Genomic DNA, 20391 nt, shown 5'->3' on the forward strand with positions numbered 1-20391 from the left:
TCCGGCGGCCGAGCGGGGCCCGGCCCATGCCGTCGCGCCCGCTGCGGCTCGGCAGCCCCCGGCCCCGGCTGCGCATGGTCGGCCTCGCCCTCACCCTGGTGCTGCTCGCCTTCGTCGTGCGACTGCTCCAGGTGCAGGCCGTGGACGCCGGCGCGTACGCCGCGCGGGCCGAGGAGAACCGGTACGTCGTCCACACGCTGGCCGCCGAGCGCGGCGGCATCACCGACCGCAACGGCGTGGCCCTCGCCATCAGCGAGGACGCGTACGACATCACGGCCGACCCCACGATGTTCACCGCCAAGCAGCTGAAGATCGACGACGGGCCGGAGCAGGCCGCCGCGCTGCTCGCGCCGATCCTCGGGCAGGACCAGGCCGACATCGTCAGGAAGCTGCGCCCCGCGAACAAGAACTCCCGCTACACCCGGCTCGCCACGCGGCAGACCCCGCAGGTCTGGAAGCAGATCAAGGACCTGAAGAGCGCGCTCGCGAAGAAGGCTGAGACGGGCAGCGGCACGGTCAACGTGCTGGCCGGGGTCTTCGCGGACCCCAGCAGCCAGCGCGTGTACCCCAACGGCGACCTCGCCGCCGGGATACTGGGCTGGGTCAACGCCGACGGCCAGGGCGGCGGCGGCATCGAGCAGGAGCTGAACAAGCAGCTGTCCGGGAAGGACGGCAAGATCCGCTACGCGCAGTCCGGCGGGCGCGAGGTGCCCACGGCCGGGTCCACCGAGACGCCCGCCGTGCCCGGCTCCGACGTCGAGCTGACCATCGACCGCGACATCCAGTGGGCGGCGCAGCACGCGATCACGGAGCAGGTGAAGAAGTCCAAGGCCGACCGCGGCTACGTCATTGTCCAGGACACCCGCACCGGCCAGATCCTGGCCATGGCCGACTCGCCCGGGTTCGATCCGAACGACCTGTCGAAGGCGGACGCCGAGGCCATGGGCAACGCGGCCGTCCAGGACGCCTTCGAGCCCGGCTCCACCGCCAAGGTGATGTCGATGGCGGCCGTCCTGGAGGAGAACGCGGCGACCCCGCTGACCCACGTCGTCGTGCCCAACCGGCTGCACCGCGGCGACCGGCTCTTCTCGGACGACGTCGACCACGGCACCTGGTACCTCACGCTCAACGGCGTGCTCGCCAAGTCCAGCAACATCGGCACCATCCTCGCCACCGGCCAGCTCGGCAAGACGCAGCCGGAGGCCAACAAGGTCCTCTACTCGTACCTGCGCAGGTTCGGCATCGGCAGCTACACCGGGCTGGGCTTCCCGGGCGAGACCCCGGGCATCCTCGCGCCGTACCAGAAGTGGTCCACCTCGCAGCAGTACACGATCCCTTTCGGCCAGGGTTTCTCCCTCAACGCCGTGCAGGCCGCCTCCGTGTACTCGACCATCGCCAACGGCGGCGTGCGGATCCAGCCGACCCTGGTGCGCGGCACCAAGGGCCCCGACGGGCGCTTCACCCCCGCCCCGAAGCCCAAGGAGACCCGCGTGATCAGCCAGAAGACCGCCCGGTCGCTCGCCCAGATGCTGGAGTCCGTGGTGGACGACGAGCAGGGCACCGGCAACAAGGCCCGCATCCCCGGCTACAACGTCGCCGGCAAGACCGGTACGGCCAACCGCGTGGATCCGGCCACCGGCCGGTACCGCGGCTACACCTCGTCCTTCGCCGGCTTCGCCCCCGCCGACAACCCCCGGATCACCGTCTACTGCGCCATCCAGAACGCCACCGCCGGCAGCTACTTCGGCGGCCAGATCTGTGGACCGATCTACAAGCAGGTGATGGAGTTCGCCCTGAAGACCCTCCAGGTCCCGCCGACCGGCGCCCGGGCCGCCGATCTGCCCGTCGACTACAAGCCCTGATCAGCACCTCGGAAACACCAGGAGCGAGCCCGTGACAACGATCACCCCCGACTCCGGGAACCACGGGGCGGAGAACCCCTCACTTCGCCCCGGAGCGGGTACGCCCGGTACGCTCACCGCCGTGCCACACGCTGATCAGTCCCCCACCACCCAGAAGGGCGCTTCCGTGACATATCCGGGACCGCCGCGACCGGTTCAGGTCTCCGCCACACCCCTGGCGGAGCTGGCCGATCAGCTGGGTGCCGCCGCTGTGGACGCCGCCGCCGAGGTCACGGGGATCACCCACGACTCGCGCGCCGTCCGCCCCGGCGACCTGTACGCCGCCCTCCCGGGCGCCCGCCTGCACGGCGCGGACTTCGTCACCCAGGCCGCGAGCCTGGGTGCCGCCGCCGTGCTCACGGACCCGTCGGGCGCCGAGCGCGCCGCGGCGACCGGACTGCCGGTCCTGGTCGTCGACGACCCGCGCGCGCGGATGGGCGCACTGGCGGCCCGTATCTACGGCGACCCGGGCGGCGACCTGCTCCAGATCGGCATCACCGGCACCTCCGGCAAGACCACCACCGCCTACCTCGTCGAGGGCGGCCTGCGCACCGCCAAGTCGACCGGACTGGTCGGCACGGTCGAGATGCGCATCGGCGACGAGCGCATCAAGTCCGAGCGCACCACCCCCGAAGCCACCGACCTGCAGGCCCTGTTCGCCGTGATGCGCGAACGCGGCGTCGAGGCGGTCGCCATGGAGGTCTCCAGCCACGCCCTGGTCCTCGGCCGGGTCGACGGCTGCGTCTTCGACATCGCGGTGTTCACCAACCTCAGCCCGGAACACATGGAGTTCCACTCCGACATGGAGGACTACTTCCGGGCCAAGGCGCAGCTGTTCACGCCGGAGCGCAGCAGACTCGGCGTCGTCAACACCGACGACGAGTACGGCCGCCGGCTCGCCGCCGAGGCGACCGTCCCGGTCGTCACCTTCTCCGCCGAGGGCCACCCCGACGCCGACTGGCGCGCCGAGGACGTCCAGGTCGGCCCGATGGACTCGACGTTCACCGCCGTCGGCCCGGACGGCGTGCGCGTCCACGCCAAGTCGCCGCTGCCCGGCCCCTTCAACGTGGCGAACACCCTCGCCGCCGTCGTCGCCCTCGCCGCGGCCCGCCTCGACCCGCAGGCCGCCGCCGACGGCATCGCCGCCGTGCCCGGCGTTCCGGGCCGCCTGGAGCGCGTCGACGCCGGGCAGCCCTATCTCGCGGTCGTGGACTACGCCCACAAGACCGACGCGGTCGAGTCGGTGCTCAAGGCGCTGCGCAAGGTCACCAAGGGCCGGCTGCACGTCGTCCTGGGCTGCGGCGGCGACCGCGACCGGACCAAGCGCGCCCCGATGGGCGCCGCCGCGGCCCGGCTCGCCGACACGGCCGTACTGACCTCAGACAACCCCCGCTCCGAGGACCCCCTCGCGATCCTCGCGACCATGCTCCAGGGCGCGGCCTCCGTGCCCGCGCACGAGCGCGGCGAGGTGCTCCTGTTCGAGGACCGGGCCGCCGCGATCGCCGCCGCCGTGGGCCGTGCCCAGGCCGGCGACACGGTGCTGGTCGCGGGCAAGGGCCACGAGCAGGGCCAGGACATCGCCGGGGTGGTCCGTCCCTTCGACGACCGCCAGGTGCTTCGCGAAGCTATCCAGAAGACCCAGGGATGAATTTGTGATCGCCCTCTCCCTCGCCGAGATCGCAGCAGTCGTCGGCGGGCAGACGCACGACATACCGGATCCGTCCGTGCAGGTCACCGGACCCGTCGTCCGGGACTCCCGAGAGGTGGTGCCGGGCAGCCTGTTCGCCGCCTTCGTCGGCGAGCGCGTGGACGGCCACGACTACGCCCGGGCCGTCGTTCAGGCGGGCGCGGTCGCCGTACTGGCGTCGCGCCCCGTCGGCGTGCCCGCGATCGTCGTGGAGGACGTCCAGAGCGCCCTCGGCGCCCTCGCCCGGCACGTCGTGCGCAGGCTCGGCGCGACCCTCGTCGCCCTGACCGGATCGGCGGGCAAGACCAGCACCAAGGACCTCATCGCCCAGGTGCTGCAGCGCAAGGCGCCGACGGTGTTCACGCCGCAGTCGCTCAACAACGAGATCGGGCTGCCGCTGACCGCCCTGAGCGCCACCGAGGAGACGAAGTTCCTCGTGCTGGAGATGGGCGCCCGCGGCATCGGGCACATCCGCTACCTCACCGAGCTCACCCCGCCCAGGATCGGCCTGGTGCTCAACGTCGGTACCGCCCACATCGGGGAGTTCGGCGGCCGCGAGCAGATCGCGCAGGCCAAGGGCGAGATGGTGGAGGCCCTCCCGGAGGACGGGACGGCGATCCTCAACGCCGACGACCCGCTGGTGCGGGCGATGTCCTCCCGTACCAAGGCGAAGGTGGTCCTTTTCGGAGAGTCGGCCGAAGCGGACGTACGCGCCGAGAACGTGCGACTCACGGACAGCGGACAGCCGTCCTTCAGGCTTCACACACCCTCCGGTGCATGCGATGTGACCATGCGCCTGTACGGTGAGCATCACGTGTCGAACGCGCTCGCCGCGGCCGCCGTCGCCCATGAGCTGGGCATGTCCGCGGAAGAGATCGCCACCGCGCTCTCCGAGGCGGACTCCCTCTCCCGCTGGCGCATGGAGGTCACCGAGCGCCCGGACGGCGTGACCATCGTCAACGACGCCTACAACGCCAACCCCGAGTCCATGCGGGCCGCTCTCAGGGCGCTCGCGGCCATGGGCAAGGGGCGCCGCACGTGGGCGGTGCTCGGCAAGATGGCCGAGCTCGGGGACGAGGCGCTCGCCGAGCACGACGCCGTCGGACGGCTCGCCGTCCGGCTCAACGTCAGCAAGCTCGTCGCCGTCGGGGGGATTGAGGCCTCCTGGCTGCAACTGGGCGCATATAACGAGGGTTCGTGGGGTGAGGAGTCGGTGCACGTGTCCGACGCACAGGCGGCGATCGACCTGTTGCGCAGCGAGTTGCGCCCGGGGGACGTCGTCCTCGTGAAGGCGTCCCGTTCGGTGGGCCTCGAGAGCGTTGCCCAGGCGCTCGTCGAGACCGGTGCCGAGGGTGAGGGTGCCGCCCGATGATGAACCAGATCCTGTTCTCGGGAGTCATCGGCCTCTTCCTGACGCTGGTCGGCACCCCACTGCTGATCAAGCTGCTGGCCCGCAAGGGGTACGGCCAGTACATCCGTGACGACGGACCGCGCGAGCACGCCAGCAAGCGCGGTACGCCGACCATGGGCGGCATCGCGTTCATCCTGGCGACGGTCGCCGCCTACTTCCTGAGCAAGGTGATCACCGGCAAGCCGCCCACGTTCTCCGGGCTGTTGGTGCTGGGCCTGATGGTGGGCATGGGCCTGGTCGGCTTCCTGGACGACTACATCAAGATCGTCAAGCGGCGCTCGCTGGGCCTGCGGGCCAAGGCCAAGATGGCCGGCCAGCTGATCGTCGGCATCGCCTTCGCCGTGCTGTCGCTGATGTTCTCGGACGCGCGCGGCAACACCCCGGCCTCCACCAAGCTGTCGTTCATCACCGACTTCGGCTGGTCCATCGGCCCGGTGCTGTTCGTGATCTGGGCGCTGTTCATGATCCTCGCGATGTCGAACGGCGTGAACCTCACCGACGGTCTGGACGGCCTCGCCACCGGCGCCTCCGTGCTCGTCTTCGGCGCCTACACGTTCATCGGCGTCTGGCAGTACCAGGAGTCCTGTGCCAACGCGCAGACGCTGACCAACCCGGCCGCCTGCTACGAGGTGCGCGACCCGCTCGACCTCGCGGTGGTCGCCTCCGCGCTGATGGGCGCCTGCCTGGGCTTCCTGTGGTGGAACACCTCGCCGGCGAAGATCTTCATGGGCGACACCGGTTCGCTCGCCCTCGGCGGTGTCCTCACCGGCCTGGCCATCCTCTCCCGCACGGAGCTGCTGGTGGCCATCATGGGTGGTCTGTTCGTCCTCATCACCATGTCGGTCGTCATCCAGGTCGGCTCCTTCCGGCTCACCGGAAAGCGCGTCTTCCGCATGGCGCCACTGCAGCACCACTTCGAACTCAAGGGCTGGTCCGAGGTCCTTGTGGTGGTCCGCTTCTGGATCATCCAGGGCATCTGTGTGATCGTCGGGCTGGGCCTCTTCTACGCAGGATGGGCAGCGGAAAAGTGACCACCGGCTCGGAGCTCCAGGACTTCCAGGGCAAGCACGTCACCGTCGCCGGGCTCGGCGTCTCCGGCGTCCCGGCGGCGAAGGTGCTGCACGCGCGCGGGGCGCTCGTCACGGTCGTCAACGACGGCGACGACGCACGCGCGCGTGAGCAGGCCGCACAGCTGGAGGCGCTCGGCATCACCGTGCGCCTCGGCGACGGGGCCACCCTGCCCGAGGGCACCGAGCTGATCGTCACCGCGCCCGGCTGGAAGCCCGACAAGCCGCTGTTCCTGGCGGCCCGGGCGGCCGGCGTGCCCGTCTGGGGCGACGTCGAGCTGGCCTGGCGGCTGCGCGGCCCCGACGCGGCCCCCTGGCTGGCCGTGACGGGCACCAACGGCAAGACCACCACCGTGCAGATGCTGGCCTCCATCCTGAAGGCGGCGGGCCTGCGCACGGCAGCCGTCGGCAACATCGGCGTCTCCCTGCTGGACGCCGTCCTCGGCGAGGAGCGCTACGACGTCCTCGCCGTCGAGCTGTCCAGCTACCAGCTGCACTGGGCGCCCTCGCTGCGGGCGCACTCCGCGGCGGTCCTCAACCTCGCGCCGGACCACCTCGACTGGCACGGCTCGATGGAGGCCTACGCCGCCGACAAGGGCCGTGTCTACGAGGGCAACAAGGTCGCCTGCGTCTACAACGCGGCCGACAAGCGCACCGAGGACCTGGTGCGCGAGGCCGACGTCGAAGAGGGCTGCCGCGCCGTCGGGTTCACCCTCGGCACGCCCGGCCCCTCCCAACTCGGTGTCGTGGACGGCATCCTGGTCGACCGCGCCTTCGTGGCGAACCGGCAGAAGAACGCGCAGGAGCTGGCCGAGGTCTCCGACGTCAACCCGCCGGCCCCGCACAACGTCGCCAACGCCCTTGCCGCGGCGGCCCTCGCGCGTGCCTTCGGGGTGCCCGCCAGGGCCGTACGCGACGGCCTGCGGGCCTTCCGGCCCGACGCCCACCGCATCGCCCACGTCGCCGACATCGACGGTGTCGCGTACGTGGACGACTCCAAGGCGACCAACACCCATGCCGCGGAAGCTTCGTTGGCGTCATATGAGTCGATCGTATGGATTGCGGGCGGCCTGGCGAAGGGCGCCACCTTCGACGAACTGGTCGCCAAGTCGGCGAAGCGGCTTCGCGGTGCCGTCCTGATCGGCGCCGACCGGGAGCTGATCCGCGACGCCCTCGCGCGACACGCCCCGGAAGTACCCGTGGTCGACCTCGACCGGACCGACACTGGGGCGATGTTCCAGGCGGTGACGGAGGCGAGGCGGCTCGCGGTCGCCGGCGACACCGTGCTGCTCGCCCCGGCCTGCGCCTCCATGGACATGTTCACCAACTACAACCAGCGCGGTGACGCGTTCGCGGCGGCGGTCCGCGAACTCCGCGCCTGACCCCGGCCGCCCGCCGGGGCGGATCTTGGGAGGGACGCGTGGGACGGCCGACGTTCAGTGGAGGCGCCGATGCCCAGTAGCCGTACCGGTAGGCCGCCCGTGCAGCGGGCGTCCCGGCGTCCCGCCGCCGCCCGGCCGACGCGCGAGAACCCCGTTCAGGGGCTCTTCCGGCGGGCGAGGAAGGCCTGGGACCGGCCGCTGACCGCCTACTACCTGATCCTCGGCGGCAGTGTGCTGATCATCGTGCTGGGTCTGGTGATGGTCTACTCGGCCTCCCAGGTCACCGCGCTGCAGATGTCGCTGCCGGGGTCGTACTTCTTCCGCAAGCAGCTGCTGGCCGCCGTGATCGGCGGGGTGCTGCTGTTCGTGGCCTCCCGCATGCCGGTGAAGCTGCACCGCGCGCTGGCCTACCCGATCCTGGCCGGGGCCGTCTTCCTGATGGCCCTGGTGCAGGTCCCCGGGATAGGGATGGCGGTCAACGGCAACCAGAACTGGATCTCCCTCGGCGGCTCCTTCCAGATCCAGCCCAGCGAGTTCGGCAAGCTCGCCCTCGTGCTGTGGGGCGCGGACCTGCTCGCCCGCAAGCAGGAGAAGAAGCTGCTGACCCAGTGGAAGCACATGCTGGTGCCGCTCGTGCCGGTCACCTTCCTGCTCCTCGGCCTGATCATGCTCGGCGGAGACATGGGCACGGCGATCATTCTCACGGCGGTCCTGTTCGGCCTGCTGTGGCTCGCGGGGGCGCCCACCCGGCTGTTCGCCGGGGTGCTGACGGTCGCCGCCCTCATCGGCGGGGTCCTCATCAAGACCAGCCCCAACCGGATGGCCCGCCTCGCCTGCATCGGCGCCACACAGCCCAAGACCGGGGTGGCCGACTGCTGGCAGGCCGTGCACGGCATCTACGCCCTCGCCTCCGGCGGACTCTTCGGTTCCGGCCTCGGTGCGAGCGTGGAGAAATGGGGCCAACTCCCCGAAGCCCACACCGACTTCATCTTCGCGGTCACCGGTGAGGAACTGGGCCTGGCGGGGACGCTGTCGGTGCTCGCCCTGTTCGCGGCTCTAGGCTATGCGGGTATCCGCGTGGCCGGACGCACGGAGGACCCCTTCGTGAGGTACGCCGCGGGAGGCGTGACCACCTGGATCACCGCCCAGGCGGTGATCAACATCGGTGCGGTGCTCGGTCTGCTGCCGATCGCCGGCGTCCCCCTCCCGCTGTTCTCCTACGGTGGGTCCGCCCTGCTGCCGACCATGTTCGCCATCGGGTTGCTGATCGCCTTCGCGCGCGACGAGCCCGCTGCGCGGGCGGCGCTTGCGGCGCGGCAACCCCGCTTTGGTAGAAAGCGGGCTGGAGGCTCCGGTGCCGAGCGGGGGCCTCGGAGATGGAACACGATGCGACGGCGTGCCTCGGTGGCGCGCTCGTCCGGAGAGCGGTGAATTTCGGTGCATGTCGTACTCGCCGGTGGGGGGACCGCCGGCCACATCGAGCCCGCGCTCGCCCTCGCGGACGCCCTGCGCAGGCAGGACCCGACCGTGGGCATCACGGCCCTGGGCACGGAGCGCGGCCTGGAGACGCGGCTCGTCCCGGAGCGCGGCTACGAGCTGGCGCTGATCCCGGCGGTGCCGCTGCCGCGCAAGCCCACCCCCGAGCTGATCACCGTCCCGGGCCGGCTGCGCGGCACGATCAAGGCCGCCGAGCAGATCCTGGAGCGCACCAAGGCGGACGTCGTGGTCGGCTTCGGCGGCTATGTCGCCCTGCCCGGCTACCTGGCCGCCAAGCGGCTCGGCGTGCCCATCGTGATCCACGAGGCCAACGCCCGCCCGGGTCTGGCCAACAAGATCGGCTCGCGGTACGCGGCCCGGGTCGCCGTCTCCACCCCGGACAGCAAGCTGCGTGACGCCCGCTACATCGGCATCCCGCTGCGCCGCGCCATCGCCACCCTGGACCGCGCCGCCGCGCGCCCCGAGGCCCGCGCCCGCTTCGGGCTCGACCCGAACCTGCCCACGTTGCTCGTCTCCGGCGGCTCCCAGGGCGCCCGGCGCCTCAACGAGGTCGTCCAGCAGGTCGCGCCCTGGCTGCAGCGGGCCGGCGTCCAGATCCTGCACGCGGTCGGCCCGAAGAACGAACTGCCGCAGGTGCAGCAGATGCCGGGGATGCCCCCCTACATCCCGGTAAGTTACCTGGACCGGATGGACCTCGCCTACGCCGCGGCCGACATGATGCTCTGCCGCGCGGGCGCGATGACCGTCGCCGAACTCTCCGCCGTCGGACTCCCGGCCGCCTACGTCCCGCTGCCCATCGGCAACGGCGAACAGCGGCTCAACGCCCAGCCGGTGGTGAAGGCGGGCGGCGGGCTCCTCGTCGACGACGCGGAACTCACGCCCGAGTGGGTGCAGCAGAACGTCCTGCCCGTGCTCGCCAGTCCGCACCGGCTGTACGAGATGTCCCGCGCGGCAAGCGAGTTCGGCCGCCGGGACGCCGACGAGCTGCTCGTCGGCATGGTGTACGAGGCCATCGCCTCGCGCCGTTAGGACCGTATGACGAAAGGGTAGTGAGCGTGGCCGGACCGACGACCGCCGAGCGCGGTGAACGCCAGCAGGAGTCGTCCGGCCCGCCGCTCGTCCGCCGGCTGCGGAGGCTGCGCCTGCGTGCGGTGGTCGTCCTGGCCGTGGCCGTCCTGCTCCTCGCGGCCGGATGCGGCTGGGTGTTGTACGGCTCCGGCTGGCTGCGCGTCGAGCACGTGTCGGTGTCCGGCACGCGCGTGCTGACCCCCGCCGAGGTCCGGGACGCGGCGGCCGTGCCGGTCGGGGCGCCGATGCTGTCCGTCGACACGGGCCGCATCGAGGCCCGACTTCGCCGGAAATTGCCCCGAATTGACACCGTTGACGTGGTCCGGGCCTGGCCTCATGGAATCGGTCTGAAAGTCACCGAGCGCACCCCGGTCCTGGTTGTCCGAACGAGCGGGGACTTCGTCGAAGTCGACGGCGAAGGCGTCCGATTCGCTACGGTTTCTGTGGCACCGAAGGGCGTTCCTCTGCTGGAATTGTCCGTAGTGCGGTCGGGTTCGGCCGCGGCGAGCTTCCGGCGCTTCGGCACCGACCGGCTGGTGCGCGAGGCGGTCCGGGTCGCGGGCGATCTGCCGGACGCGGTCGCCGGGCTCACCCGGGCCGTCCGGGTCCGCTCCTACGACGACATCTCGCTGGAGTTGAGCGACGGCCGCACGGTCGCATGGGGCAGCAGCGAGAACGGCCGCGCCAAGGCACGGACCCTCACCGCTCTCATGAAAGCGGCGGCCGGTGCGCGGCACTTCGACGTGAGCGTTCCCACCGCCCCTGCCGCTTCGGGGAGTTGACGGGCATCTGCGCAGGCCAGCACCCTGGTTGGGCACTGCTACGGCTGATCACATAGGGTGAAAAGAAAAACGGGAGGTTCGGCGTGTTCATTGAACGGGCGCCACTTGTCGACTTAGTGTCCTGTTCAGAAGACTCCAGGGAACAGACACACTGGTAACCCTAAACTTCAGGGTTAGGGTTCGGGTCGGCGCTACGGACCGTCCCAATCGGCATCCGTCGTCCCGGTGCGGGGCACCGCCCGGTGGCGACAACGTAATTCGAGGCGAGAGGCCTTCGACGTGGCAGCACCGCAGAACTACCTCGCAGTCATCAAGGTCATCGGTGTCGGCGGCGGTGGTGTCAATGCCATCAACCGGATGATCGAGGTCGGTCTCAAGGGTGTCGAGTTCATCGCCATCAACACCGACGCACAGGCGCTGTTGATGAGCGACGCCGACGTGAAGCTCGACGTCGGCCGCGAACTCACCCGCGGACTCGGCGCCGGAGCCAACCCGGCCGTCGGCCGCAAGGCCGCCGAGGACCACCGCGAGGAGATCGAGGAGGTCCTCAAGGGGGCCGACATGGTCTTCGTGACGGCCGGTGAAGGCGGCGGCACCGGCACCGGCGGCGCGCCCGTCGTGGCCAACATCGCGCGCTCCCTGGGCGCCCTGACCATCGGCGTGGTCACGCGCCCGTTCACCTTCGAGGGACGGCGCCGCGCGAACCAGGCCGAGGACGGCATCGCCGAGCTCCGTGAAGAGGTCGACACCCTCATCGTCATCCCGAACGACCGGCTGCTGTCCATCTCGGACCGCCAGGTCTCGGTCCTGGACGCCTTCAAGTCCGCCGACCAGGTCCTCCTCTCCGGTGTCCAGGGCATCACCGACCTGATCACCACGCCCGGCCTGATCAACCTCGACTTCGCCGACGTGAAGTCGGTCATGTCCGAGGCCGGTTCGGCCCTCATGGGCATCGGCTCCGCCCGCGGCGACGACCGCGCGGTGGCCGCGGCCGAGATGGCGATCTCCTCGCCGCTCCTGGAGGCGTCCATCGACGGCGCCCGGGGCGTGCTGCTCTCCATCTCCGGCGGCTCCGACCTGGGCCTGTTCGAGATCAACGAGGCCGCCCAGCTGGTCAGCGAGGCCGCCCACCCCGAGGCCAACATCATCTTCGGTGCGGTGATCGACGACGCCCTCGGCGACGAGGTCCGGGTCACCGTGATCGCGGCCGGCTTCGACGGCGGCCAGCCTCCGGCCCGCCGGGACAACGTCCTCGGCTCGGCCTCCGGCTCGGCCCCCGCCCGCCGCGAGGAGCCCGCCCCGGCTCGGCAGCCCGAGCCCAGCCGCCCCTCCTTCGGCTCGCTGGGCAGCGTGAAGCCGAAGGAGGAGCCGGAGACGACCCCCGAGCCGGCGGCCGACATCCCGATCCCCCCGCCGGTGACGCCGGCGCCGCGGCCCCCCTACTCGGACAGCGCGGCCGAGGAGCTGGACGTGCCGGACTTCCTCAAGTGATAGGACAGCGCGACACCGTGAGCGGCGCGCACTTCGCCTTCACCGACCGGTGGGGCGGGGTGAGCGCCGCTCCGTATGAGGAGCTCAACCTCGGCGGCGCGGTAGGCGACGACCCGCGGTCCGTGCGGGCCAACCGGGAGCTCGCCGCCACGTCGCTCGGCATCGATCCTGGCCTGGTCGTCTGGATGAACCAGGTGCACGGCGCGGACGTGGCCGTGGTGGACGAACCGTGGGGCAGGGGGAGCGCCGTGCCGGCGGTCGACGCCGTGGTCACCACCCGCCGCGGACTCGCCCTCGCCGTGCTGACCGCCGACTGCGTGCCGGTCCTGTTGGCCGACCCCGTCGCGGGGGTCGCGGCCGCGGCCCACGCGGGCCGGCCGGGCATGGTCAAGGGGGTCGTCCCGGCCGTCGTACGGTCCATGGTCGAACTCGGAGCCGCGCCGGAACGGATCGTCGCCCGCACCGGGCCGGCCGTCTGCGGCGGCTGCTACGAGGTGCCGGAGCAGATGCGCGCCGAAGTGGCAGCCGTCGAGCCGGCGGCGCACGCTGAGACCAGGTGGGGCACGCCGGCGGTCGACGTGAGCGCGGGGGTGCACGCGCAGCTCGACCGGCTCGGGGTGTGCGACCGGGCGCAGTCGCCGGTGTGCACGCTGGAGTCGGGCGACCACTTCTCGTATCGCCGCGACCGCACCACCGGGCGGCTCGCGGGCTATGTCTGGCTGGACTGATGGGGCATGACGGACCGTAAGACCGAACTCGCCACAAATCTGGCGAAAGTGGAGGAACGTATCACCGCCGCGTGTGTCGCGGCCGGGCGCAAGCGGGAGGAGGTGACCCTGATCGTGGTCACCAAGACCTACCCGGCGGGCGATGTGCGGATCCTGTCGGAGCTCGGTGTGCGTCATGTCGCCGAGAACCGCGACCAGGACGCGGCGCCGAAGGCGGCCGCGTGCTCGGATTTGCCCCTTACATGGCATTTTGTCGGTCAATTGCAGACCAACAAGGTTCGTTCCGTGGTCGGTTACGCCGATGTCGTGCAGTCCGTCGACCGCGCCCGGCTCGTCACCGCGCTGTCGAAGGAGGCGGTGCGCGCGGAGCGCGAGGTCGGCTGCCTGATCCAGGTCGCACTGGACGCGGGGGCGGGCGGGCGGGGAGGCGTCGTCCCGCAGGGAATCGAAGAGTTGGCCGACCTCGTCGCCGGCGCGCCCGGACTGCGGCTCGACGGGCTGATGACCGTCGCGCCGCTCACCGGGGAGTACGCGGGACGCGAACAGGCCGCGTTCGAACGGCTCATGGATTTGTCGACCGACCTGCGCCGAGCTCATCCGGCTGCAACCATGGTGTCGGCAGGGATGAGTGCGGACCTCGAACAGGCCGTGGCCGCCGGGGCGACACATGTACGCGTCGGCACCGCGGTACTCGGCGTCCGCCCCAGGCTCGGGTAACGTCGCCAGGAAGTCGGACCACAGCAGAAAATATGGTCAGTACCCGCGAAGCGGGCACAACGACCACGTGGATCGCGGGCACTTGGCAGTCGTCAGCCGATCCACCACAGAGCGGAGGACTCAGAGCATGGCCGGCGCGATGCGCAAGATGGCGGTCTACCTCGGCCTCGTGGAGGACGATGGGTACGACGGCCGCGGTTTCGACCCCGACGACGACTTCGAGCCCGAGCTGGACCCGGAGCCCGAACGGGACCACCGACGGCATGAATCGTCACACCAGTCACATGGTGCACATCAGCCTCAAAGGGGCGAAGAGGTACGAATCGTCCAGCCGCCCGCACCGCGCGAGCCGGTGGTCCGTTCGACTTCGCTCGCCGCGGAATCGGGGCGCCCGGCGCGGATCGCGCCCGTGGCATCCATCACACAAGAACGTCAGTCCCTGGAGAAGAACGCGCCGGTGATCATGCCCAAGGTCGTGTCGGAACGAGAGCCTTACCGGATCACCACGCTGCACCCGCGGACGTACAACGAGGCCCGTACCATCGGGGAACACTTCCGTGAGGGCACCCCGGTGATCATGAATCTGACTGAGATGGATGACACAGACGCGAAGCGACTTGTCGACTTTGCGGCCGGTTTGGTGTTTGGTCTTCACGGCAGCATCGAGCGGGTGACGCAGAAGGTGTTCCTGTTGTCTCCTGCTAACGTCGATGTCACGGCGGAGGACAAGGCCCGCATCGCAGAGGGCGGGTTCTTCAACCAGAGCTGAGACGTACGACAGCGACCGAAGCACGGAAGAGCACAGGACAGGGGAGAGGGAAGCGCAGGCCATGAGCGTGTTCGCGCAGGTGATCTACATCGCGCTGATGGTGTTCCTCGTCGTGCTGATCTTCCGCCTGGTCATGGATTACGTGTTCCAGTTCGCCCGCTCGTGGCAACCCGGCAAGGCGATGGTGGTCGTACTCGAGGCCACCTACACTGTCACCGATCCACCGCTGAAGCTTCTGCGGCGGTTCATCCCGCCGCTGCGTCTCGGGGGCGTGGCGCTCGACCTGTCCTTCTTCGTACTGATGATCATCGTTTACATTCTCATCGCCATCGTGCAGAACTTCGTGAGATGAGCGTGTGGACGACCCGGTCTTGCCGACTGCCGATGACTACGTTGAGGTGAAGAGATGCCGTTGACCCCCGAGGACGTGCGGAACAAGCAGTTCACGACCGTCCGCCTCCGAGAAGGCTATGACGAGGACGAGGTCGATGCCTTCCTCGACGAGGTCGAAGCCGAACTGACCCGTCTGCTCCGCGAGAACGAGGACCTGCGCGCCAAGCTGGCCGCCGCGACGCGTGCCGCCGCGCAGAACCAGCAGAACGCGCGCAAGCCCCCGGAGCAGGACCAGCAGCAGGGCATGCGAGGTCCCGGCGCGCCTGTGCCCGCCGGGATATCGGGCCCGCCGCAGCAGCAGATGGGCGGCCCCATGGGTGGCCCGCCCCAGCTGCCGAGCGGTGCCCCGCAGCTGCCCGCCGGCCCCGGCGGTCAGGGTGGCCCGCAGGGTCCCGGCCCGATGGGCCAGGGTCCGATGGGCCAGGGTCCGATGGGGCAGGGTCCGATGGGGCAGGGTCCGATGGGGCAGGGCCCGATGGGCGGCCAGTCGCCCATGCAGCAGATGGGCGGTCCGATGGGCGGTCCCATGGGTGGCCCCATGGGCGGTCCGATGGGCGGCCCCGGTCAGGGCCCCGGCGGCGACAGCGCCGCGCGCGTCCTCTCGCTGGCCCAGCAGACCGCCGACCAGGCGATCGCCGAGGCCCGCTCGGAGGCCAACAAGATCGTCGGCGAGGCCCGCAGCCGCGCCGAGGGTCTGGAGCGTGACGCCCGTGCCAAGGCCGACGCCCTGGAGCGGGACGCGCAGGAGAAGCACCGCGTCGCGATGGGCTCCCTGGAGTCCGCCCGCGCCACGCTGGAGCGCAAGGTCGAGGACCTGCGCGGCTTCGAGCGCGAGTACCGCACGCGCCTGAAGTCGTACCTCGAGTCCCAGCTGCGCCAGCTGGAGACCCAGGCCGACGACTCCCTGGCCCCGCCGCGCACCCCGGCCACGGCGTCCCTGCCGCCGTCCCCGGCGCCCTCCATGGCCCCGGCCGGCGCGGGCGCCCCGTCCTACGGCGGCAACCAGACCATGGGCGGCTCGCCCGGTCCGTCCGGCCCGTCCTACGGCGGTCAGCAGCAGATGACCCCGGCCATGACCCAGCCCATGGCCCCGGTCCGTCCGCAGGGTCCGTCCCCGATGGGCCAGGCGCCCTCGCCGATGCGCGGGTTCCTGATCGACGAGGACGACAACTGAGCACCGGGCACTAGTACGACAACGGCGTCGGCAGCGCTCACCAGGGCGGGCCCCTTGGACTTCGGTCCCGGGGGCCCGCCCTTTTTACGCGCGTTGCGCAGAGCGCCTCCGGGCCGGGGAACCACGCCGGCCGGTGGTGCGAGGCGCGATCAACGGCAAGGGCCGGTCTCCGCACGGGAGATCGGCCCTTCGTCGGCAACAGGCGGCGCCTACGCCTTGCGCAGCCGGAACGTCAGCGACAGTCCCTCGTCGGTGAACGGCTCGCCGTAGGTGTCGTCGGCCTCACCCTGACGGAAGTCGGTCGCCAGGACCTCGTCGGCGATGAGAGCGGCGTGCTCGGTCAACGCCGCGATGACGGCCGGGTCGGTCGAGGTCCAGCGCAGGGCGATCCGGTCGGTGACGTCCAGGCCGCTGTTCTTGCGGGCCTCCTGGATCAGCCGGATCGCGTCACGGGCGAGGCCCGCCTGCCGCAGCTCCTCCGTGATCTCCAGATCCAGGGCGACCGTGGCGCCCGAGTCGGAGGCGACCGACCAGCCCTCGCGCGGGGTCTCGGTGATGATCACCTCGTCCGGAGCCAGGGTGACCGTCTCGCCGTCGACCTCCACCGAGGCCGTGCCCTCGCGCAGGGCCAGCGAGAGCGCGGCCGCGTCCGCGTTCGCGACGGCCTTCGCCACGTCCTGGACCCGCTTGCCGAACCGCTTGCCCAGCGCGCGGAAGTTGGCCTTGGCGGTGGTGTCCACCAGTGAGCCGCCGACCTCGGAGAGCGACGCCAGCGAGGAGACGTTCAGCTCCTCCGTGATCTGCGTGCGCAGCTCGGGGTCCAGGGTCTCGAAGCCGTTGGCGGCGATCAGTGCCCGGGACAGCGGCTGACGGGTCTTGACGCCCGACTCCGCGCGCGTGGCGCGGCCCAGCTCCACCAGCCGGCGGACCAGGACCATCCGCTTCGACAGCTCCGGGTCGATCGCCGACAGGTCCGCCTCCGGCCAGGGGGCCAGGTGCACGGACTCCGGGGCGCCCGGGTCGACCGGCACGACCAGGTCCTGCCACACCCGCTCGGTGATGAACGGGGTGATCGGCGCCATCAGCTTGGTGACGGTCTCCAGCACCTCGTGCAGCGTGCGCAGCGCGGCCTTGTCGCCCTGCCAGAAGCGGCGGCGCGAACGGCGGACGTACCAGTTCGAGAGGTCGTCGACGAACGCGGACAGCAGCTTGCCGGCGCGCTGGGTGTCGTACGCCTCCAGCGCCTGCGTCACCTGGTCCGTGAGCGCGTGCAGCTCCGACAGCAGCCAGCGGTCCAGCAGGGGGCGCTCGGCCGGGGCCGGGTCGGCGGCGCTCGGCGCCCACTGCGACGTGCGGGCGTACAGCGCCTGGAAGGCCACCGTGTTCCAGTACGTCAGCAGCGTCTTGCGGACGACCTCCTGGATGGTGCCGTGGCCGACCCGGCGGGCTGCCCACGGGGAGCCGCCGGCCGCCATGAACCAGCGCACCGCGTCCGCGCCGTGCTGGTCCATGAGCGGGATCGGCTGCAGGATGTTGCCCAGGTGCTTGGACATCTTGCGGCCGTCCTCGGCGAGGATGTGGCCGAGGCACACGACGTTCTCGTACGACGACTTGTCGAAGACCAGGGTGCCGACGGCCATCAGCGTGTAGAACCAGCCGCGGGTCTGGTCGATCGCCTCGGAGATGAACTGCGCCGGGTACCGGCTCTCGAACAGCTCCTTGTTCTTGTACGGGTAGCCCCACTGGGCGAACGGCATCGAACCCGAGTCGTACCAGGCGTCGATCACCTCGGGCACGCGCGTGGCCGTCTGCCGGCACTGCGGGCAGGGGAAGGTGACCTCGTCGATGTACGGACGGTGCGGGTCGAGGTCCGACTGGTCGGTGCCGGTCAGCTCGGTCAGCTCAGCGCGGGAGCCCACGACCGTGAGGTGGCCGTCCTCGCAGCGCCAGATCGGCAGCGGGGTGCCCCAGTAGCGGTTGCGGGACAGCGCCCAGTCGATGTTGTTGTTCAGCCAGTCCCCGTAGCGGCCGTGCTTGACCGTCTCCGGGAACCAGTTGGTCTTCTCGTTCTCCTGGATCAGGCGGTCCTTGATCGCCGTGGTGCGGATGTACCAGGAGGGCTGCGCGTAGTACAGCAGCGCGGTGTGGCAGCGCCAGCAGTGCGGGTAGCTGTGCTCGTACGGCAGGTGCTTGAAGAGGAGGCCGCGCTGCGCCAGGTCCTCGGTGAGCCTTTCGTCGGCCTTCTTGAAGAAGACGCCGCCGACCAGCGGCATGTCCTCCTCGAAGGTGCCGTCCGGGCGCACCGGGTTGACCACGGGCAGGCCGTAGGAGCGGCAGACCCTGAGGTCGTCCTCACCGAAGGCGGGGGACTGGTGGACCAGGCCCGTACCGTCCTCGGTGGTGACGTAATCGGCGTTCACCACGTAGTGCGCGGGCTCCGTGAACTCGACGAGCTCGAACGGGCGTTGGTACGTCCAGCGCTCCATCTCGGCGCCGGTGAAGGTCTGACCCGTGGCCTCCCAGCCCTCGCCGAGCGCCTTGGCGAGAAGCGGCTCGGCGACGACGAGCTTCTCCTCCCCGTCGGTGGCCACGACGTAGGTCACCTCGGGGTGCGCGGCGACCGCCGTGTTGGACACCAGCGTCCAGGGGGTCGTCGTCCACACCAGGAGCGCGGCCTCGCCGGCGAGCGGTCCGGACGTGAGCGGGAAGCGGACGTAGACGGACGGATCGACGACCGTCTCGTAGCCCTGCGCCAGCTCGTGGTCGGACAGGCCGGTGCCGCAGCGCGGACACCAGGGGGCGACACGGTGGTCCTGCACCAGCAGGCCCTTGCCGAAGATCTCCTTCAGCGACCACCAGACCGACTCCACGTACTCGGGGTCCATGGTCCAGTAGGCGTCGTCGAGGTCGACCCAGTAGCCCATGCGGGTCGTCAGCTCGGCGAAGGCGTCGGTGTGCCGGGTCACGGACTCGCGGCACTTGGCGTTGAACTCGGCGATGCCGTACGCCTCGATGTCCTGCTTGCCGGAGAAGCCCAGCTCCTTCTCCACGGCCAGCTCCACGGGCAGCCCGTGGCAGTCCCAGCCGGCCTTGCGGGCCACGTGGTAACCGCGCATGGTGCGGAAGCGCGGGAAGACGTCCTTGAAGACGCGCGCCTCGATGTGGTGGGCGCCGGGCATGCCGTTGGCGGTGGGCGGGCCCTCGTAGAAGACCCACTCGGGGCGGCCCTCGGACTGCTCCAGGCTCTTGGCGAAGATCTTCTGCTCGCGCCAGAAGTCGAGCACGGCGTGCTCAAGAGCGGGCAGGTCGACCTGTGCGGGCACCTGGCGGTACGTCGGCGCTGTCATCTGCGAGCATCCTCCAACGGACTTGCTGCCTTCCGTCGGAGGGACGAGAGCCTTCGATGCTGCCTACGCCGTGTGCGGCGCGCTCCCGCGGTACCACCCTCCTTGGCCTGCCGCCGCGCCCTACGCGCCGGTGAGCCCCCTCATTGGGTTCGCGAAGCCGGTTCTACTCGCCCCCGCCCGAAGGCGGTCGCTTTCTTCCGGCGGCTCCGGGGTGATCTTCACGTCGCGCTCGCCCCCGGGCTCACACCGTCCCCGGGTCGCTCTGGGCTGCGTACGCCGCTACTCGTCCCCATCCACGCTTCTCGCTCCGCCCAGTGTACGGCGCCGCGCGGACAGCAGCCGACCGGTTTACCGCGCGGCGGGCGTCGCAGCGCCTTCCGGAACCGGTCGGGAAGGGGCGGCGGGGCCGGGGCGGGAACACGCTGCGAGGCCGGGGCGGGAACACGCTGCGATGCCCCGAATGGCCAGGGCGCGGGCGTCCGCATCCGGGGGAGGGCAGGCTCGGCGGATTACCCGGCGGGGAGCTGGGCACAACGGATGCAGGCCCGCTGCGCGGGGGGGTGCGGGCGGGCGAATCGGGCGGTGTGCCCCGTTGCCGCGGGACCCAAGTCGATTTATCGTCCCAGCACGATTCGCGAGCAAGATCACAATATGTGAAGGGGCCGCGGCCATGGTGGCGAAGAAGACCGCCGTACAGCAGCCGGCGACCGGCCGGCCCAGGGGCGCGGCCGCCTCTGGTGCCGCGGCTGCCTGCCGTGGCGCCGCCAAGGGAGTGGCCGCGAAGGAGAGCACGCGCGCGAGGGCCGTGTCGGCCGCCCGCACGAGGCCGGTGAAGCCGGCGCGGGGCGTGGGCGCCCCGAACGGAGCGACGGGATCCGCGGGCGCTGCGGATGGGGCGGCACCTGCCGGTACCGGGCCGCCGCCCGAGCAGACCGCCGGGCAGCCGACGATCGAGCGCGCCGCAAGGAGGACGGCCA

General features: G+C 70.9%; 15 protein-coding genes. 14 read left to right on the plus strand and 1 reads right to left on the minus strand.

The annotated features are described in order from the left end of the window. Nucleotides 1–26: 26 nt before the first annotated feature. The 14 genes from ACLU3S_RS26235 to ACLU3S_RS26300 all read left to right on the plus strand — a co-directional run bounded on the left by ACLU3S_RS26235 (nucleotide 27) and on the right by ACLU3S_RS26300 (nucleotide 16067). Nucleotides 27–1862, plus strand: coding sequence for a peptidoglycan D,D-transpeptidase FtsI family protein (locus ACLU3S_RS26235; protein WP_413954429.1), 1836 nt, complete (start codon nucleotides 27–29; stop codon nucleotides 1860–1862). Nucleotides 1863–1893: 31 nt separating this feature from the next. Next, entirely contained in the window at nucleotides 1894–3549 is a 1656-nt protein-coding gene (locus ACLU3S_RS26240; protein WP_413954416.1) for a UDP-N-acetylmuramoyl-L-alanyl-D-glutamate--2,6-diaminopimelate ligase, read from the plus strand. A gap of 4 nt (nucleotides 3550–3553) precedes the next feature. After that, nucleotides 3554–4960, plus strand: coding sequence for a UDP-N-acetylmuramoyl-tripeptide--D-alanyl-D-alanine ligase (locus ACLU3S_RS26245; RefSeq protein ID WP_413954417.1), 1407 nt, complete (start codon nucleotides 3554–3556; stop codon nucleotides 4958–4960). Beyond that, complete coding sequence (mraY, locus tag ACLU3S_RS26250) at nucleotides 4957–6030, plus strand: phospho-N-acetylmuramoyl-pentapeptide-transferase (protein WP_413954418.1); 1074 nt, start codon at nucleotides 4957–4959, stop codon at nucleotides 6028–6030. The genes ACLU3S_RS26245 and mraY overlap by 4 nt, the downstream gene beginning before the upstream one ends. Then, nucleotides 6012–7448, plus strand: a complete 1437-nt coding sequence (murD, locus tag ACLU3S_RS26255) for a UDP-N-acetylmuramoyl-L-alanine--D-glutamate ligase (protein ID WP_413954419.1) — start codon at nucleotides 6012–6014, stop codon at nucleotides 7446–7448. Before mraY ends, murD begins: the two co-directional genes overlap by 19 nt. A gap of 69 nt (nucleotides 7449–7517) precedes the next feature. After that, nucleotides 7518–8879 (plus strand): putative lipid II flippase FtsW, encoded by a 1362-nt coding sequence (gene ftsW, locus ACLU3S_RS26260; protein WP_413954420.1) that lies wholly within the window; start codon nucleotides 7518–7520, stop codon nucleotides 8877–8879. A gap of 6 nt (nucleotides 8880–8885) precedes the next feature. Continuing rightward, nucleotides 8886–9974: an undecaprenyldiphospho-muramoylpentapeptide beta-N-acetylglucosaminyltransferase gene (murG, locus tag ACLU3S_RS26265; protein WP_413954421.1), complete on the plus strand. Its 1089-nt coding sequence runs from the start codon at nucleotides 8886–8888 to the stop codon at nucleotides 9972–9974. A gap of 26 nt (nucleotides 9975–10000) precedes the next feature. Beyond that, entirely contained in the window at nucleotides 10001–10795 is a 795-nt protein-coding gene (locus tag ACLU3S_RS26270) for a cell division protein FtsQ/DivIB (RefSeq protein WP_413954422.1), read from the plus strand. A gap of 279 nt (nucleotides 10796–11074) precedes the next feature. Then, nucleotides 11075–12286, plus strand: coding sequence for a cell division protein FtsZ (gene ftsZ / locus ACLU3S_RS26275; RefSeq protein ID WP_413954423.1), 1212 nt, complete (start codon nucleotides 11075–11077; stop codon nucleotides 12284–12286). Then, nucleotides 12283–13014 (plus strand): peptidoglycan editing factor PgeF, encoded by a 732-nt coding sequence (gene pgeF / locus ACLU3S_RS26280; protein WP_413954424.1) that lies wholly within the window; start codon nucleotides 12283–12285, stop codon nucleotides 13012–13014. Before ftsZ ends, pgeF begins: the two co-directional genes overlap by 4 nt. A gap of 6 nt (nucleotides 13015–13020) precedes the next feature. After that, on the plus strand, nucleotides 13021–13731 hold the full coding sequence (locus ACLU3S_RS26285; RefSeq protein ID WP_413954425.1) for a YggS family pyridoxal phosphate-dependent enzyme: 711 nt from the start codon (nucleotides 13021–13023) through the stop codon (nucleotides 13729–13731). A gap of 127 nt (nucleotides 13732–13858) precedes the next feature. Then, nucleotides 13859–14500: a cell division protein SepF gene (locus tag ACLU3S_RS26290; protein ID WP_413954426.1), complete on the plus strand. Its 642-nt coding sequence runs from the start codon at nucleotides 13859–13861 to the stop codon at nucleotides 14498–14500. Nucleotides 14501–14561: 61 nt separating this feature from the next. After that, nucleotides 14562–14852: a YggT family protein gene (locus tag ACLU3S_RS26295; RefSeq protein ID WP_285553895.1), complete on the plus strand. Its 291-nt coding sequence runs from the start codon at nucleotides 14562–14564 to the stop codon at nucleotides 14850–14852. A 54-nt stretch (nucleotides 14853–14906) separates the two neighbouring features. Beyond that, nucleotides 14907–16067 (plus strand): DivIVA domain-containing protein, encoded by a 1161-nt coding sequence (locus ACLU3S_RS26300; RefSeq protein WP_413954427.1) that lies wholly within the window; start codon nucleotides 14907–14909, stop codon nucleotides 16065–16067. Nucleotides 16068–16276: 209 nt separating this feature from the next. On the opposite strand, the gene ileS is transcribed toward ACLU3S_RS26300, so the two are convergent. Next, a complete protein-coding gene (gene ileS, locus ACLU3S_RS26305; protein WP_413954428.1) occupies nucleotides 16277–19414 on the minus strand; it encodes an isoleucine--tRNA ligase in 3138 nt (1045 codons plus the stop codon). Nucleotides 19415–20391: the final 977 nt, after the last annotated feature.

The sequence above is a fragment of the Streptomyces sp. AF1A genome, assembly GCF_047340315.1.
Lineage (GTDB): Bacteria > Actinomycetota > Actinomycetes > Streptomycetales > Streptomycetaceae > Streptomyces.